We start from the raw sequence: 15,347 nt of genomic DNA on the forward strand, positions 1-15,347 counted from the left end.
CGGTGCGGGCGACCGCCCGGCCGACCGGACGTATCCGGTCCGAGCGGCCGACCCGTCAACCCCCCGCCGTCGCGCGCGCTACGGTGGGGCATCCGATGAGCAGCGACGCATGAGGCGGGGGCAGAGCACACCCATGGCACAGGGCACGGTCCAGGTGACGCACACCGGCACATCGCGGTGGCGGCGCCGCACGGGTGAGTACGCCTCCCTCGCCGCGGCCCTGGAGGCCGCGGCGGACGGCGACGTCCTCACCGTCGCGCCCGGTACCTACCGGGAGAACCTCGTCATCGAACGGGCCGTCACACTGCGCGGCGCGGAGGGCGGCGTCGGCTCCGTCCGGATCGCCCCCGCGGACGGTGTGCCGCTGACCGTACGGGCGTCCGCCACCGTCCAGGACCTGCATGTGGAGGGGCAGGACACCGCCGCGCCCGCGCTGCTCGTGGAGGACGGCACCCCTGACCTGCTCGACCTGCGGATCGTGACCCGCTCGGCCGCCGGTCTCGAAGTGCGCGGAGCGGCCCGCCCCACCGTCCGGCGCTGCACCGTCGACAATCCCGCGGGCGTGGGCCTCGCCGTCCTCGACGGCGCGGGTGGGGTGTTCGAGGAGTGCGAGATCGTCTCGGCCGGGCAGTCCGGCGTCTCCGTCCGCGGCGGCGCCCATCCGCGCCTGGAGCGCTGCCGGGTCCATCACGCCTCGGGCGCCGGGATCACCGTCAACGGCGAGGGCAGCGGCCTGGAGGGCATCGGCTGCGAGGTGTACGAGATCAAGGGCACCGGTCTGCAGATCGCCGCGCGCGCGAGCGCGCACCTCACGGACTCCTCCGTGCACCGCACCTCGGCCGACGGCATCACGCTCGACACGGACGCGGTCCTCACCCTCTCCGACTGCGACATCCACGACATTCCCGAGAACGCGATCGACCTGCGCTCGCGTTCGGTGCTCACGCTGACCCGATCCACCGTGCGGCGGTTCGGCCGCAACGGGCTCTCGGTGTGGGACCCCGGCACCCGGGTGGACGCCAACCAGTGCGAGATCCACGACAGTACGGGCGACTACCCGGCGGTCTGGATCAGCGACGGTGCCACCGCCGTCCTCGACACCTGCCGGGTGCACGACGTGCCGGACGCCCTGTTCGTCCTCGACCGCGGCTCGCGCGCGGACGTCGTCGACAGCGATCTGTCGCAGGTGCGGAACACGGCGGTGTCGGTCAGCGACGGGGCGACGGCTCAGCTCGACGACTGCCGGATCCGCGAGGCGTCCACGGGCGCCTGGTTCCGGGACCACGGCAGTGGCGGGACGCTCGGCGGGTGCACCATCGACACCGTGCAGACCGGGGTCATCGTCACCAAGGGAGCGGATCCCACGATCGAGCGGTGCACGGTCACCTCGCCCGCCGAAGCCGGGTTCTACGTCTCCGCCGAGGGGCGCGGGTCCTTCCACGGCTGCCGGGTCACCGGAAGCGGCGGCTACGGCTTCCATGTGATGGACGGCTGCCGCACGACGCTGCGCAAGTGCCGCACGGAGCGCTGCGCCCGCGGCGGGTACGAGTTCCCCGACGAGGGTCCGGTGGCCGAGGACTGCACGAGCGACGAGAGCGCGGTGCGCACGGCTCCGGCCGCGGAGGCGGGGACCGTGCTGACGGCGACGCAGTCGGGGGGCCTGCTCGGCACGGTTCCCCCGCCCCGCACCCCCACCGCCCCTCCCGCCCCCGCCCCCGAGCCCGTCCGGGACGCGCGCTCCTCCCAGGACGTGCTCGGTGAACTGGACGCGCTGGTGGGCCTGGAGAGCGTGAAGCACGAGGTGCGGACGCTCACCAACATGATCGAGGTGGGGCGCAGGCGGCAGGAGGCCGGGCTCAAGGCCGCCTCGGTCCGCCGCCACCTGGTCTTCACCGGCAACCCCGGCACCGGCAAGACGACCGTCGCCCGGCTCTACGGCGAGATCCTGGCCTCGCTGGGCGTCCTGGAACGCGGGCATCTGGTCGAGGTCTCCCGGGTCGACCTGGTCGGCGAGCACATCGGCTCGACGGCGATCCGCACGCAGGAGGCGTTCGACCGGGCGCGCGGCGGGGTGCTGTTCGTCGACGAGGCGTACGCGCTGTCGCCGGAGGACTCGGGCCGGGACTTCGGGCGCGAGGCGATCGACACCCTGGTGAAGCTGATGGAGGACCACCGTGACGCGGTCGTGGTGATCGTCGCCGGCTACACGGCGGAGATGGAGCGCTTCCTCACGGTCAACCCCGGTGTCGCGTCCCGTTTCTCCCGGACCATCAGCTTCAGCGACTACGTGCCGGACGAACTGCTGCGGATCGTGGAGCAGCAGGCGGACGAGCACGAGTACCGGCTCGCGGAGGGTACGGGAGAGTCGCTGCGGAAGTACTTCACCGAGCTGCCGAAGGGTCCGGCGTTCGGCAACGGCCGCACCGCGCGGCAGACCTTCGAGTCGATGGTGGAGCGCCATGCCGGTCGGGTCGCCGTGCTCGCCGAGGTGAGCACGGACGACCTGACCCTGCTCTATCCGGAGGACCTTCCCGAACTCCCCTGATCCGCCTGCTCGTCGGCGTCCCCCTCGCGCTGGCGCGGCAGGGCGGGTGGCAGCCGGTCGAGGAGTACGGACCGTTCGGCGGCGAACACCGGGTCGGCCTGGTAGTCGGAGTGGCCCAGGATCGGCTCCGGCAGCGGGTGCGCGTGGGTGCGGCCGTAGACGACCGGATCGAGGAGCACCGCCCGGTCGACGGCCGGCTTGGCTCCCGCGGCGGGCACCCGTACGGGTCCGCCTATCGGGTCGGTGGCGCGGTAGAGGTTGCTCCAGCAGTGCACCGTACGGTGCAGGGCGCGCAGCGGCCCCGGTCCGAAGTAGGCGGGGAACCAGCGGCCGTAGAGCCGCTCCAGCGGTGAGCCGTAGGTCAGCAGCGCGACCCGTCCGCGGGTCGTCGGCGACAGCTGCCAGACGGCGGCGGCGGCCAGCACGCTGCCCTGGGAGTGGCCGGAGATGACGAGCCGCCCTCCCGTGCGCCGGGTCCACGAACTCATCCGCCAGGTGAGGTCGGGCACGGCCCGTTCGGCGTAGCAGGGCGGGGCGAAGGGATGCGCCGCGCGGGGCCAGAAGGTGCCGACGTCCCAGAGGATGCCGATGGTGCGCCGGGCGGAGGCGTCCCGGTAGGCGCGCCGGCCCCAGGTGACGAAGAGCAGGAAGCCGAAGCCGATCATCCAGGAGCCGAGGGCCTGGGCCGTGTCGGCGGCGGAGGCGATGGCCGGGTGAGCGCCGTCGAAGGCCCGGCCCGGTACGTTCCCGCTGGCCCAGGCGCCCGCGACGGAGCCCGCGCCGAGCAGCAGGGTCGCGCCCGAGACGATCCCGACGAGCGCGGGGGCGGCGTCGGTGAGGCCGGCGGTGGCACGGCCCGCGGCGATCCGTGCCGTGCGGACCGGGTCGGCGTCCTCGGCGCCGTACTCGGCCTCGACGACGGGACCGAGGCGGCGGGCCTCGCGCGCGGTCCGTACGGCGAGGAAGATCACCGGGGCGAGGAGCATCAGCAGCAGGACGGGGATGACGGAAGCCTGCCAGCTCAGCAGCACGGGCGGGGCGACGGACGACCCGGCCCCCATGCCGGGGGTGCCGGGTCCGTCGAGCCAGTCGGCCATCCGCTGGGCGACTCCGCCGGACATCACCCCGCCGAGTGCGCAGGCCAGCATGGCGACGGCCGGGCCGCCGAGGCCGTACAGGGCGGTCCTCGTCTCACGACGGGGGCGGTGCAGGAGGAGGGCGACCACCGCGAGGGCGACGACGAGTCCGCCCTGGGCCAGGGTCAGGACGCCGAAGGCGGCGTCACCCGGCAGGACTCCCGAGGAACGCCACGCGGGGCGGGACCAGCCGGCGTGGAGGACGGCGAGGGCGAGCAGGACGAGGGAGGCGCCGGGCAGCCAGGACACCAGGGCCTGTTCGAGTCGCAGGTCGAGACGCTTCTCGCTGCGGCCGCGGCGGCAGACGACCCAGAGGACGACGACGGCGAGGACGACGAAGGCCGCCTGGAGGAGCCAGGCGAGGACCGCCGGCGGTGCGCCCGCGACGCCCCGGTCGTGACGTGCGGCGGCACCGGTGACGGCGGCGGCGACGGTCAGGAAGCCGGCGGCGGTGTGCGCGGCGCGCAGCCGTGCGACGAGACGGCGGCCGTACCAGAAGCCGGGCCGGCCGAGAGCGGGGCGGAGTTCGGTGGGGGTGGCGGCGTCGGCGCTCTCGGTGTCCGCCGTCGCCGAGGAGCCGGATCCGGACTCGGCGCGCACCGGCTCGGACTCGGCCGCCTCCGCGGGCCCGGCGTCGTACCCCGTGGGCGGGCGCTGGGCCTCGTACGCGCTCCACGTCCGGTTGGAGAGGTACCAGAGGAGGCCCACGAGCGCCGCCGGGACCACGGCGGCGAGGGCGAGGCGGCGGCCCGGCTGGGACCACCAGCCGCCCCGCTCCGCCGAGAGGAAGCCGAGCCAGGAGCGGTCCTCCGTGCAGACGGCCGATCCGGCGCACTGCCAGGCCGTCAGATCGAGCGCGACCTCGCAGGCGGCCGCGGTGAGCAGCACGGTGAGGGTGAGCGCCACGAGCCGCACCAGGACCGCGTAGAGGCGGACCAGACCGGGGCGCCCCTTGGCCGACGGGCGCATCCAGTGGGCCAGGTTGGCGACCATGAAGGGCAGGAGCAGCAGCCACAGGGCCCGGGCGCCGTTGCCGGAGGTGAGGTTGGACCAGCAGTACGCCTCGGGGACCGGCCGTTCGGCGTAGCGCTCGGGGTGGTCCTCGGCATCGAGATCGTCGGTGCGGCGGTGCATGGCCGCGGTCGTGTCGCCGGTGACCCGGACCGTGCGGGGGTCGCCCAGCATGTCCTGCGGCGTGGCTCCGCCGACACCGTGGACGAGGAGCTCGAGCGCCGCACCTCCGCTCTTCGGGGCAGGTGTGGCAGGGGACACTTCGGTGTCTCGCTCTCTGGGTGGCAGGATTCGACGACAGGCAACAGGATCGCGGAAGGCCGTGCGCTCGCGCACGGGCTCTCACCGAATCCGACGGCAATCCCCCAGTCCCCTGCGGAAGGAACGGCCCCCGGTGGTGAGCGACCATCAGAATCTCCTCGCGGAGCAGCGGCGCGCCCTCATCCTGGACGAGGTACGGCGGCGCGGAGGCGTACGGGTCAACGAACTGACGCGGCGGCTCAACGTCTCCGACATGACGGTCCGCCGCGACCTGGACGCCCTGGCCCGTCAGGGTGTCGTGGAGAAGGTGCACGGCGGCGCGGTGCCGGTGGTGGAGACGAGTTCGCACGAACCGGGGTTCGAGGCCAAGTCCGCGCTGGAGCTGGGGGCGAAGGAGGACATCGCCCGGACGGCGGCGCGGATGGTCGCTCCGGGCTCGGCGATCGCGCTGTCGGGCGGTACGACGACCTTCGCCCTGGCGGGGCGGCTGCTCGACGTGCCGGATCTGACGGTGGTGACCAATTCGGTGCGGGTCGCGGACGTCTTCCACTCGGCCGGCCACGCGGCCGGCGAGTCGCGGCCCGGGGCGGCGACCGTCGTGCTGACGGGCGGCGTTCGGACCCCGTCGGACGCGCTGGTGGGGCCGGTGGCCGACCAGGCGATCCGTTCGCTCCACTTCGACGTGCTGTTCCTCGGGGTGCACGGGATCTCGGTGGAGGCGGGGCTCTCCACGCCGAACCTCGCCGAGGCGGAGACCAACCGCCGTCTGATGCGCTCGGCACGCCGGGTGGTGGTGGTCGCGGACCACACGAAGTGGGGGACGGTGGGACTGAGTTCGTTCGCCCGGCTCGACGAGGTGGACACACTGGTGACGGACGGGGGTCTGTCGGAGCGGACCCGGGCGGAGATGGCGGAGCAGCTGCCGGGCCTGGTCGTCGCGGGCGAGGACGACGTCGAGGACGAGGAGGCGTGAGCCTCTTCCGCGTCGAGCGCTCATCGGCCCTGCCGGTGGACGAGGCGTGGCGGCGCCTCACCGACTTCCGCGCGCACGGGCGTCTGGTGCCCCTGACCCGGACGCGGCTGCTCTCCGCGGGCCCCACGGGCGCGGGAAGCCGCTTCGTGGCCCGTACCGGCGTGGGGCGGCTGGCGTTCGACGATCCGATGGAGGTCGTGCGCTGGGAGCCTCCGGAGTCGGGGCGGCCGGGCGTGTGCGGGCTGGAGAAGCGGGGCCGGGTGGTGCTCGGCCGTGCCGTGATCGAGGTGTACGGGGCGCCTGGCGGCGGCTCCCGCGCGGTGTGGGTGGAGGAGCTTCGGGTACGCGGGGTGCCGCGCGTCCTCGATCCCGTACTGGCCTTCGCCGGGCGGAGGTTGTTCGGTCGGGCGATGGACGGACTGCTGTCCATGTGACAGAACGTCAGCTAGGGTGTGCGCACTTCAGGCCCCGCTCTCCGGAGGTACGGTCCCATGGCACGCCGACTCAGGCCCGTGGAGCTCGACTTCGCCACATCCGCACCCGTCCGCCTGGTGTTCACGGCGGAGGTGGCGGCCCCTCCCTCCGCCGTCCACCGGTCGCTGGCGGTGGAGTTGGGCAGTATGCCCGCCTGGTTCGCGGCCGTGAGCTCCGCGACACCGACTGCCGACGGTGCCGGACGCACGGTCCGGCTCCGGGGCGGGATCGTCTTCCACGAGACGATCATGGCCGACGAACCGGACACCCGTTACGCCTACCGGATCGACGAGACCAACGCACCCGGCGTCAGCGCCATGCTGGAGGACTGGAACCTCTCCCCCGCCGGCTCCGGTACCCGGGTCCGCTGGACCATGGCCGTCGACGGCCCCGGCCCGTGCCTCCTCGCCATGCGCCTCGCCCGCCCCGGCGTCGGGAAGTCCTTCCGCGACGCGATGCGCAGCCTGGACCGGCGGCTCACTCCGGCCAGGAACCCGTCTCCAGGAACCGGTCGATAGCCGCGGCGTAGGGGGCGATGTCCAGGCCCTGCTCGGCGAGCCAGGCGTCGGAGTAGTACTTGTCGAGGTAGCGGTCGCCCGGGTCGCAGATCAGGGTCACGACGCTGCCGGTGCGGCCGTGCTCGACCATCTCCGCGACGATCTTCAGCGCGCTCCACAGCCCCGTGCCGGTGGATCCGCCCGCCTTGCGGCCGATCGCCGCCTCCAGTGCGCGGACGGCGGCGACGCTGGCCGCGTCCGGGACCTTCATCATCCGGTCGATGGCCCCGGGCACGAAGCTCGGCTCCATCCGGGGCCGGCCGATGCCCTCGATGCGCGAGCCGCAGTCGGAGGTGGCGAGCGGATCGCTGTTCGTCCAGCCGTCGAAGAAACAGGAGTTCTCGGGGTCGGCGACACAGATGCGGGTGTCGTGCTGCATGTAGTGCACGTAGCGCGCGATGGTCGCGGATGTGCCGCCGGTGCCGGCGGTGGCGACGATCCAGGCGGGTTCGGGGTACCGCTCCAGCCTCAGCTGCTGGTACATCGATTCGGCGATGTTGTTGTTGCCCCGCCAGTCCGTGGCCCGCTCGGCGTAGGTGAACTGGTCCATGTAGTGCCCACCGGTCCGCTCCGCGAGGGCCGCCGACTCCTCGTACATCTTGCGCGAGTCGTCCACGAAGTGGCACCGGCCGCCGTGGAACTCGATCAGGCGGCACTTCTCGGGGCTGGTGGTCCGGGGCATCACCGCGATGAAGGGCACCCCGATCAGCTTGGCGAAGTACGCCTCGGAGACGGCCGTCGAGCCGCTGGACGCCTCGATGACGGGCTTGCCGGGACGGATCCAGCCGTTGCAGAGACCGTAGAGGAAGAGGGAGCGGGCGAGCCGGTGCTTCAGACTGCCGGTGGGGTGGGTCGACTCGTCCTTGAGATAGAGGTCGATGCCCCACTTCTCCGGGAGCGGGAAGCGCAGCAGGTGGGTGTCGGCGGAGCGGTTGGCGTCGGCCTGGACCTTGCGGACGGCGTCCTTCAGCCAGGCGCGGTACGCCGGGTCGCTGCGGTCGACGTCGATGGTGGCCGCGGCCCGTGGCGCGCTGCCCGACACCGTGTTCTCCGTGGTGCTCATGCGTCCCTCTCCTCATCCTTCCCCCGACGGTCCCCACTGGTGACGATAACTCGCTCACCTGCACAAACGTTCACTTTGGGGGTCCATAGGAGTCCCTTGCAGAGGGGCGCTCTGGTGTGCCCGGCGCCCGCCGGGCACACTGGTCGGAACAACCGGCGCGAAGGGGGCGGAGCGAGATGACGGAACCCGAGTTCACGGCCACGGGGGTACGGATCGATCGCTGGCCCCGCTCGCTGACCCGGGCGGGCGAGGTCCGGATCGAGGACGGTCGTCTTTCGCTGCTGACCAGCTACGGCAGCGAGATCGACAGCGCCCCGGTGGCCTCCGTACGGGCGGGGCGGCCCTGGTTCGCCAAGCCGGACGAGACGGTGGCCACGGTCAACGGCACGCGCTACCGCCTGACCATGGACGGCCCGCGGGACCGGACGAAGGGTCCGGGGCGCTTCCTCGAAGCGCTGAGGAACGCGGCGGGGAAGAAGGAGAGCGGAGCGGGGACACGCCGGTGACCTGCGGTGGGTCGCCGCGAGTTGCGGGCCACTCACCACTGGTTCACGCTGGAACCACCTCACCGAGGGTTTACCGGCGGTGACGCTGTGATCCAGCCCACCGCGCCGCAGTACCGCATGACAGATCCGAATCTTCGTCTTCTTCCGGACCTACTTCGGGGAGTCGCAGCCGTGATCAGCGAGCCAAGCAGGCACTGCACGGTGGAGCTCCAGGCCCTGCCGTCGCGGATCGGTCAGGTCCGCAGAATCGTATCGGCGCATCTGCGCTACTGGCATCTCGATGCGTTGATCGACCATGCGGCGCTCGGTGTCACCGAGCTGCTGACCAATGTTCACCGGCACGCACAGCCGGACAAGAAGTGCACCGTCGAGATCGAGCTGCTGCTCGACCGACTCATGGTCTCGGTCCACGACCACGACCCGCGGATACCGGGATTCGCCGGCGGGACCGGGATTCTCGGGGCCCAGGACCCCTTCGGGATCGACGAGTTGGCCACCTCGGGCCGTGGGCTGGCCATCATCGAGGCGGTCAGCGAGAGCTGGGGCATCCGCCCGAACGGCGACACGGGGAAGGTCGTGTGGTTCACCCTCTCCGCGCCGACCCCGGCGGTGGCCGTGCCCTCCCGCTCGCACGCCGTCTACGGCGCGACGACCGACGGCCCCTTCGTCGACCAGAGCCGCTTCCGCGGCGCGCACGGCACGGGACTCGACGGGGTGCCCTTCGGGTCCCCCACGGAGCCGGCCCGCGCCCCGGCGGTCGCCCGTTCGGTCCTCACGGGCTGAGCGGGGGCGGCGCACGGCCGGGAGCTCGACGCGCGTCATCGGCATTCACCCCGTCAGGGCCCTGCCCTCGGTGTCGTCGACGCCCCACACCGTGACGGCGTCGACGACCCTGGCAGCTGGGCTCGGAGTGTGCCGCGCGCGGCGGTGGCCGCGGTCATGTCGCACGCCCCTTCGGGCCGGCGGCGCGACCGAACTGCTCCTCCAGGACGGTCAGCCGCCGCCAGTACTCGTCCTCGTCGATCTCACCGGCCGCGAAACGGTGGCCGAGGAGCGCGATCGGGGACTGCTCGTCGTAGGCCGGGCCCGGTCCGCGACCACGCCTCGCACGCATCCATCCGGTGCGGCGCAGGACGGTGACCACGGTCAGGATCACAGCCGCCCAGACGAGCGGGAAGAACAGGACCCAGGGGCCGGGGCCGGTGTGGGCGAGTGTGTTCATGTCTCTCAGCTCCTCGTGTGTGTCGCGTGTCGACGCTTCGAGGCTCGCTCGCGGAGGGGGTCCGGGGCGTCGTACGGCCGGCGGCTTCGTCCGTACGCCGTGGGGAGTACGGACGGAGCCCCGGACCTCTCCGGCCTGAACCGGCATGCACGGCACGGCTGTACCTACTGGTGTGTACACTGCCGTCATGACCACGTCCGAGCGACTGATCGAGGCCACCCGGGAACTGCTCTGGGAACGCGGCTACGTCGGCACGAGCCCCAAGGCGATCCAGCAGGCCGCGGGCGCCGGGCAGGGCAGCATGTACCACCACTTCGCCGGCAAGCCCGATCTGGCGCTCGCGGCGATCCGGCGCACGGCCGACGAGATGCGGGCGACGGCGGACGTCGTCCTCGGAGGCGGGGGTTCGGCGCATGCCCGCCTGGAGGCGTATCTGCTGCGTGAGCGCGATGTGCTGCGCGGCTGCCCGGTCGGGCGACTGACCATGGACCCGGACGTCGTGGCGAGCGCGGAACTGCGCGCTCCGGTCGACGAGACGCTCGACTGGTTGCGCGGCCGACTCGCCGGCGTCGTCCAGGAGGGGCTGGACAGTGGGGAGTTGACCGGTCCCCTGGATCCGGCCGAGCTCGCGGCCACGATCGTGGCGACCGTGCAGGGCGGCTACGTGCTGTGCCGCGCGTCGGGCAGCCCCGCCGCCTTCGACTCCGCCGTCCACGGACTGCTCGCCCTGCTGTCCGCGGTGAAGAGCCGTACCGCCTGAGCACAGACGAGAGAAGCGGAGACCGCACGATGGACGCCATGCAGTACGAGATCACCCTGCCCGCCGATTACGACATGGGGATCATCCGCGAGCGGGTCGCGACGAGGGGGCACCTCCTCGACGACTTCCCCGGCCTCGGCCTCAAGGCGTATCTGATCAGGGACCGCGAGGACGGCTCGCCGGTGAACCAGTACGCCCCGTTCTACCTCTGGACCGCGCCTGAGGGCATGCACGCGTTCCTCTGGGGCACGGGATTCCAGGGGATCGTGAACGACTTCGGCCGACCGGTGGTGCAGCACTGGACGGGTCTGGCCTACCAGGAGGGGCCGGCCGCGGCGGCGGCGCCACGGACCGCGACGCGCCGCAGGGTCCCCGTACCGACGGACGTCGCTCCGGCGACGGCGGTGGCGGAGGCGCGCGCCCGGCACGCCCGCGAGGCCCGTGAGGACGGCGTGGTGGCGAGCGCGCTCGCGATCGATCCCCGCCACTGGGAGCTGCTGCACGTCACCCTGTGGGCGGGGGAGCCGCCGGCCCCGGAGCCGGGCGCCGGCGCGGGCGAGCGCTTCCAGGTGCTGTGGCTGTCGGCCCCGGAACGGGCGGGGCTGTCCGCTCCGGAGCGGGGTGGACCGACCGCTCCGGAGCGGGGTGGACTGTCGGCTCCGGAGCGGGCTGGACTGTCGGCTCAGCCCACCGGGACCAGCGTCAGATAGGCGATGCCGAGGACGCGGCGGTAGCCGTCGAGCCAGGTGGAACGCTGGCGGTCGACCCGTTCGCGGGTCTCCGCGGCGAGCGGATGGTCGGAGTGGCCGGCCAGCCAGAGTTCGGTGTCGTGGCGGTAGCCGGACTCGAACTCCTCCCACTCGTCGACGCTCGCCGTCTCGATCCACGCCGGACGGAAGCCCGCCTCGATCGCCAGGTCGACGAGCGGTCCGAGCAGGAAGTGCTCCCCGGCGTGCGCGTCCGGCCACATCCCGGCGAGCTCCTCGTCCGTCGGCGTGCGCTGCCAGAAGCCCTCGCCGAGGACGACACGGCCGCCGGGCCGTACCAGGCGCCGCAGTTCCCGCAGGGCGGCCGCCGGATCGTGGGGCTGATCGGGCTCGCAGAGGGCCTGGCTGGAACCGAGGCAGAGGATCGCGTCGACGGGCCCCCGGGTGGTGCCGAGCGCCGACTCCTCCACGAACTCGACCCGGTCCGCGAGCCCGCGCTCCTTGGCGAGGTCCCTGCCGCGGGCCAGGTCCTCGGCGTTGATGTCGATGCCCACACCGGTCGAGCCGGGCGCGGCCTCCAGGACGCGCAGCAGCAACTCGCCCCAGCCGCAGCCGATGTCGAGCACGGTGGCGGGCGACGCGGCGGCGAGTCGCTCGATCATGCGAGTGGCGCGGGCCTCGGAGAGCGGCCCGTGGAAGGTCAGACTGCCGAGACGGGGAGGAAGATCATTGTCGGTCATGGAGCGGAACGGTAGTGCGAGCGGCGTCGTCCGCCCAAGCCGTTATCGCGCTCGCGCGCAGGGGCTCCGGTCCGGACGCCGCCCACCCGGTCCACGGCGCGCGCCGGTGGGCGAGGGTGAGCGCCCATGCCTTCGCTCCGGGCCCGCGCCCTCACACGACCGGCCTGCCCAGGGCGGCCAGCGGGTCGTCGAGGACCGGCTGCCAGGCCAGCTCGGCCGCGCCCACCAGGCTGTTGTGGTCGAGCGTGCAGGCGAGGATCGGTACGCCGCCGCTGCGCCCCCACAGGCTGCGGTCCGCGACGACCGCGCGCAGTCGGTCGGGGTCGGCGTCCAGCAGCTCGCGGTGCAGACCGCCGAGGATGATCCGGTCCGGGTTCAGGATGTTCACGAGACCGGCGAGGCCGAGCCCCAGACGGTCGATCAGCTCCGCCGTCGCGACGCGCACGCCCGGGTCGTCGGGGCTGGTCCGCAGCAGGTCGCGCGACTGCTGGAGCAGTGAGACCTCCGGCCCGGGCACCCGGCCCGCGGCGGTGAGGAAGGCGAGCGGGTCGGTCTCGACGTCGAGGCAGCCGCGGCTGCCGCAGTGGCACGGGCGCCCCTCGGGGTTGACCGTGAGGTGCCCGACCTCCAGGGCGAGCCCCGAACTCCCGGTGTGCAGGCGGCCGTCGAGGACGAGGGCACCGCCGACGCCCCGGTGGCCGGTGGCGACGCAGAGGAGGTCCTTGGCGCCGCGGCCGGCGCCGTGGCGGTGCTCGGCGAGGGCGGCGAGATTGACATCGTTGCCGGTGAAGGCCGGTCCTTCGATGCCCGCGGCGCGGACGCGTTCCGCGAAGATCTCCCGCACCTGGGCCCCGGCCGGCCAGGCGAGGTGGAGCGGGTTGAGCGCGGTGCCCTCGGGCTCGGCGACGGCCGAGGGCGCGGCGAGGCCCGCGCCGACGCAGCGGCGGCCGCTCTCCTCCAGCAGGGCGGCTCCCGCGTCGACGACGGCGCCCAGGACCTGGGCGGGGTCGGCGGAGACGGTGACGCAGCCCGGCGCGGTGGCCACGATGGTGCCGCCGAGGCCGACGAGCGCGGCACGGAAGCCGTCGGCGTGGACCTGCGCGGCGAGGGCCACCGGGCCCTTCTCGTCGACGGCGAGGCGGTGCGAGGGCCGCCCCTGGGACCCGGCGGCGGCGCCGGGGTTGGAGTCGACGCGGATGAGGCCGAGGGCCTCCAGTTCGGCGGCGACGGCACCGGCGGTGGCACGGGTGACGCCGAGTTCGGCGGTGAGCACGGCACGCGTCGGCGCGCGGCCGGTGTGCACCAGCTCCAGCGCGGGCCCGAGCGCGCCGCGCCCCCTGTCGAGCCGTGTCTTGGTCGTCGTCGCCTTGCCGTTCATGGGGGCGAGTCTCCCATGATCGGACGGGCGCGCTGTTTCGGCGGGTGCCCAGCGGGTAGCGGCGCGGCGGGAAACAGGAGGCGTCATGGCACGCTCCGTCACGTCGGCGGCCGGTGTGCGGGCCCTGCTGGAGGGCCAGGAGCACGGGACGTACGCCGAGCAGGCCGGCATCCGGCTCACGAACACACCGCGGCCGTTGTACCAGCTGCTCGTCCTGGCCCATCTGCTGAGCGCCCGGATCCGCGCGGAGACGGCGGTCGCGGCGGCCCGGGCGCTCTTCGCCGCGGGGATGCGCACCCCGCGGCGGATGCGGGACGCGACCTGGCAGGAGCGGGTGGACGCACTGGGCGAGGGCGGCTACCGGCGCTACGACGAGCGGACCTCCACGCAGCTCGGCACGGAGGCGGAACTGGTCCTCGGGGAGTACGGCGGCGATCTGCGGCGGATGCGGGCGGTGGCGGACGGCGACGTGGACCTGGCGCGGTCGGCGTTGCGGGAGATGCCGGGAATCGGTCCCGCCGGAGCGGACATCTTCCTGCGCGAGGTGCAGGGAATCTGGCCGGAACTCTCCCCCTACCTGGACGAGCGCGTGCTGCGCGGTGCCCGGCGCGCGCACCTTCCCACGGAACCCGCCGCACTCGCGCGACTGGTGCCCCGCGAGGAGCTGCCGCGTCTCGCCGCGGCGCTCGTCCGGACGTCGCTGCTGCGGGACGGCGCGGACACCTCGGGTTGAAATCCTCGCCCGCCCGCCCCTATCCTGAGTTTGTGCCGCTACTAAACAAAGTACGGACGGCCGTTCCGGGGGGCCCTGGCGGAGACACCGCTCCCTCCCTGTCCCGCCTCCGCACCGCCCTGACCCTCTTCTTCGCCCTCGACGGCTTCCTCTTCGCCGGCTGGGTGGTCCGCATCCCCGCGATCAAGCAGCAGACCGGGGCCTCCGCCAGCGACCTCGGGCTCGCGCTGCTCGGTGTGTCGGCCGGCGCCGTGGTGACCATGACCCTGACCGGGCGGCTCTGCCGGCGCCACGGCAGTCACGCCGTCACCGTCGCCACCGCCGTCCTCCTCTCGCTCTCCATCGCCCTGCCCGCCCTCACGCACTCGCCGCTCGCCCTGGGCCTCGTGCTGCTGGTCTTCGGCGCCGCGTACGGCGGCATCAACGTGGCCATGAACAGCGCCGCCGTCGACCTCGTCGCCGCCCTGCGCCGCCCCGTGATGCCCAGCTTCCACGCCGCGTTCAGCCTCGGCGGGATGGTCGGCGCCGGACTCGGCGGGCTCGTCGCCGGAAGCCTCGCCCCCGCCACCCATCTCCTCGGCCTGACGGTCGTCGGACTGCTCCTGACGGCCGTCGCCGGTCCCGTACTGCTCCGGCAGCCCTCCCCCGCCCCGCCGGAGGCGATCGCCGCCGAACGCCCGCGGGGGAAGGCGGGTTCACGCGGGCTCGTCCTCGTCTTCGGGGTGATCGCGCTCTGCACCGCGTACGGCGAGGGCGCTCTGGCCGACTGGGGCGCGCTCCACCTGGAACAGGACCTCCACGCGCACCCGGGCGTCGCCGCCGCCGGCTACTCGCTCTTCGCGCTCACCATGACCGCGGGCCGGCTCTCCGGCACCGCGCTCCTCGAACGCCTCGGCCAGACCCGCACGCTCGTGGCCGGCGGGGCGACGGCGGCCGCCGGCATGGTGCTCGGCGCGCTCGCGCCGACCGTCTGGGCGGCACTGCTCGGCTTCGCCGTCACCGGCCTCGGTCTGGCCAACATCTTCCCGGTGGCCGTGGCCCGCGCCGGAGCGCTGGCCGGACCGAGCGGGGTCGCCGCGGCCTCCACCCTCGGCTACGGCGGCATGCTGCTCGGCCCGCCGTCGATCGGCTTCCTCGCCGACTGGTTCTCCCTGCCGATCGCCCTGACCACTGTCGCCGTCCTCGCGGCGGGCGCCGCGGTCATCGGCTACGCGGCCCGGAACGTACGGGCCCCGGCACCGGCCGACCAGCGGTAGCCGGGGAGCGGTCGCCTTCCGGGCG

Annotated in this window: 15 protein-coding genes; 10 read left to right on the top strand and 5 right to left on the bottom strand. The window is 73.5% G+C overall.

Annotation, left to right across the window (positions count from 1 at the left end; genetic code table 11):
* Positions 1-133: 133 nt before the first annotated feature.
* Positions 134-2,545 (top strand): right-handed parallel beta-helix repeat-containing protein, encoded by a 2,412-nt coding sequence (locus tag AB0D99_RS04235; RefSeq protein ID WP_362356721.1) that lies wholly within the window; start codon positions 134-136, stop codon positions 2,543-2,545.
* On the opposite strand, the gene AB0D99_RS04240 is transcribed toward AB0D99_RS04235, so the two are convergent.
* On the bottom strand, positions 2,515-4,953 hold the full coding sequence (locus AB0D99_RS04240; RefSeq protein WP_362356723.1) for a hypothetical protein: 2,439 nt from the start codon (positions 4,951-4,953) through the stop codon (positions 2,515-2,517). The two genes, AB0D99_RS04235 and AB0D99_RS04240, sit on opposite strands and share 31 nt — an antisense overlap.
* A gap of 136 nt (positions 4,954-5,089) precedes the next feature.
* Here AB0D99_RS04240 and AB0D99_RS04245 point away from each other — a divergent pair, with 136 nt between their 5' ends.
* From AB0D99_RS04245 to AB0D99_RS04255, 3 genes are read left to right on the top strand one after another with little or no spacing between them, the layout of a single operon-like run.
* A complete protein-coding gene (locus tag AB0D99_RS04245; RefSeq protein ID WP_362356725.1) occupies positions 5,090-5,926 on the top strand; it encodes a DeoR/GlpR family DNA-binding transcription regulator in 837 nt (278 codons plus the stop codon).
* Complete coding sequence (locus AB0D99_RS04250) at positions 5,923-6,360, top strand: SRPBCC family protein (RefSeq protein ID WP_362356727.1); 438 nt, start codon at positions 5,923-5,925, stop codon at positions 6,358-6,360. The genes AB0D99_RS04245 and AB0D99_RS04250 overlap by 4 nt, the downstream gene beginning before the upstream one ends.
* Positions 6,361-6,417: 57 nt before the next feature.
* On the top strand, positions 6,418-6,918 hold the full coding sequence (locus AB0D99_RS04255; RefSeq protein ID WP_362356729.1) for an SRPBCC family protein: 501 nt from the start codon (positions 6,418-6,420) through the stop codon (positions 6,916-6,918).
* Here the strand turns inward: AB0D99_RS04255 and AB0D99_RS04260 are convergent.
* Positions 6,878-8,020 carry a PLP-dependent cysteine synthase family protein gene (locus tag AB0D99_RS04260; RefSeq protein ID WP_362356731.1) on the bottom strand — a complete coding sequence of 381 codons (1,143 nt, stop codon included), beginning with the start codon at positions 8,018-8,020 and terminating at the stop codon, positions 6,878-6,880. The two genes, AB0D99_RS04255 and AB0D99_RS04260, sit on opposite strands and share 41 nt — an antisense overlap.
* Positions 8,021-8,196: 176 nt before the next feature.
* On the opposite strand from AB0D99_RS04260, the gene AB0D99_RS04265 reads away from it, so the two are divergent.
* Both AB0D99_RS04265 and AB0D99_RS04270 read left to right on the top strand, forming a co-directional pair.
* Positions 8,197-8,526, top strand: coding sequence for a hypothetical protein (locus AB0D99_RS04265; RefSeq protein WP_362356733.1), 330 nt, complete (start codon positions 8,197-8,199; stop codon positions 8,524-8,526).
* Between the two features lie 171 nt (positions 8,527-8,697).
* Entirely contained in the window at positions 8,698-9,309 is a 612-nt protein-coding gene (locus AB0D99_RS04270) for an ATP-binding protein (RefSeq protein WP_362356735.1), read from the top strand.
* A 154-nt stretch (positions 9,310-9,463) separates the two neighbouring features.
* On the opposite strand, the gene AB0D99_RS04275 is transcribed toward AB0D99_RS04270, so the two are convergent.
* Entirely contained in the window at positions 9,464-9,748 is a 285-nt protein-coding gene (locus tag AB0D99_RS04275; RefSeq protein WP_362356737.1) for an SHOCT domain-containing protein, read from the bottom strand.
* A gap of 187 nt (positions 9,749-9,935) precedes the next feature.
* Between AB0D99_RS04275 and AB0D99_RS04280 the strand changes: the two genes are divergently transcribed.
* Both AB0D99_RS04280 and AB0D99_RS04285 read left to right on the top strand, forming a co-directional pair.
* Positions 9,936-10,508, top strand: coding sequence for a TetR/AcrR family transcriptional regulator (locus tag AB0D99_RS04280; protein WP_362356739.1), 573 nt, complete (start codon positions 9,936-9,938; stop codon positions 10,506-10,508).
* Positions 10,509-10,537: 29 nt separating this feature from the next.
* Positions 10,538-11,218 (top strand): DUF4865 family protein, encoded by a 681-nt coding sequence (locus AB0D99_RS04285; protein WP_362356741.1) that lies wholly within the window; start codon positions 10,538-10,540, stop codon positions 11,216-11,218.
* Here AB0D99_RS04285 and AB0D99_RS04290 read toward each other — a convergent pair.
* Together AB0D99_RS04290 and AB0D99_RS04295 are read right to left on the bottom strand one after the other, a co-directional pair.
* On the bottom strand, positions 11,191-11,955 hold the full coding sequence (locus AB0D99_RS04290; protein WP_362356743.1) for a class I SAM-dependent methyltransferase: 765 nt from the start codon (positions 11,953-11,955) through the stop codon (positions 11,191-11,193). The genes AB0D99_RS04285 and AB0D99_RS04290 overlap by 28 nt on opposite strands.
* 151 nt (positions 11,956-12,106) lie before the next feature.
* On the bottom strand, positions 12,107-13,333 hold the full coding sequence (locus tag AB0D99_RS04295; RefSeq protein ID WP_362356745.1) for an ROK family protein: 1,227 nt from the start codon (positions 13,331-13,333) through the stop codon (positions 12,107-12,109).
* An 85-nt stretch (positions 13,334-13,418) separates the two neighbouring features.
* Here AB0D99_RS04295 and AB0D99_RS04300 point away from each other — a divergent pair, with 85 nt between their 5' ends.
* Positions 13,419-14,066, top strand: a complete 648-nt coding sequence (locus tag AB0D99_RS04300; protein ID WP_362356747.1) for an endonuclease — start codon at positions 13,419-13,421, stop codon at positions 14,064-14,066.
* A 32-nt stretch (positions 14,067-14,098) separates the two neighbouring features.
* On the top strand, positions 14,099-15,322 hold the full coding sequence (locus AB0D99_RS04305) for an MFS transporter (RefSeq protein WP_362356749.1): 1,224 nt from the start codon (positions 14,099-14,101) through the stop codon (positions 15,320-15,322).
* Positions 15,323-15,347 lie beyond the last annotated feature (25 nt).

The organism is Streptomyces sp. NPDC047971, assembly GCF_040653355.1.
Lineage (GTDB): Bacteria > Actinomycetota > Actinomycetes > Streptomycetales > Streptomycetaceae > Streptomyces.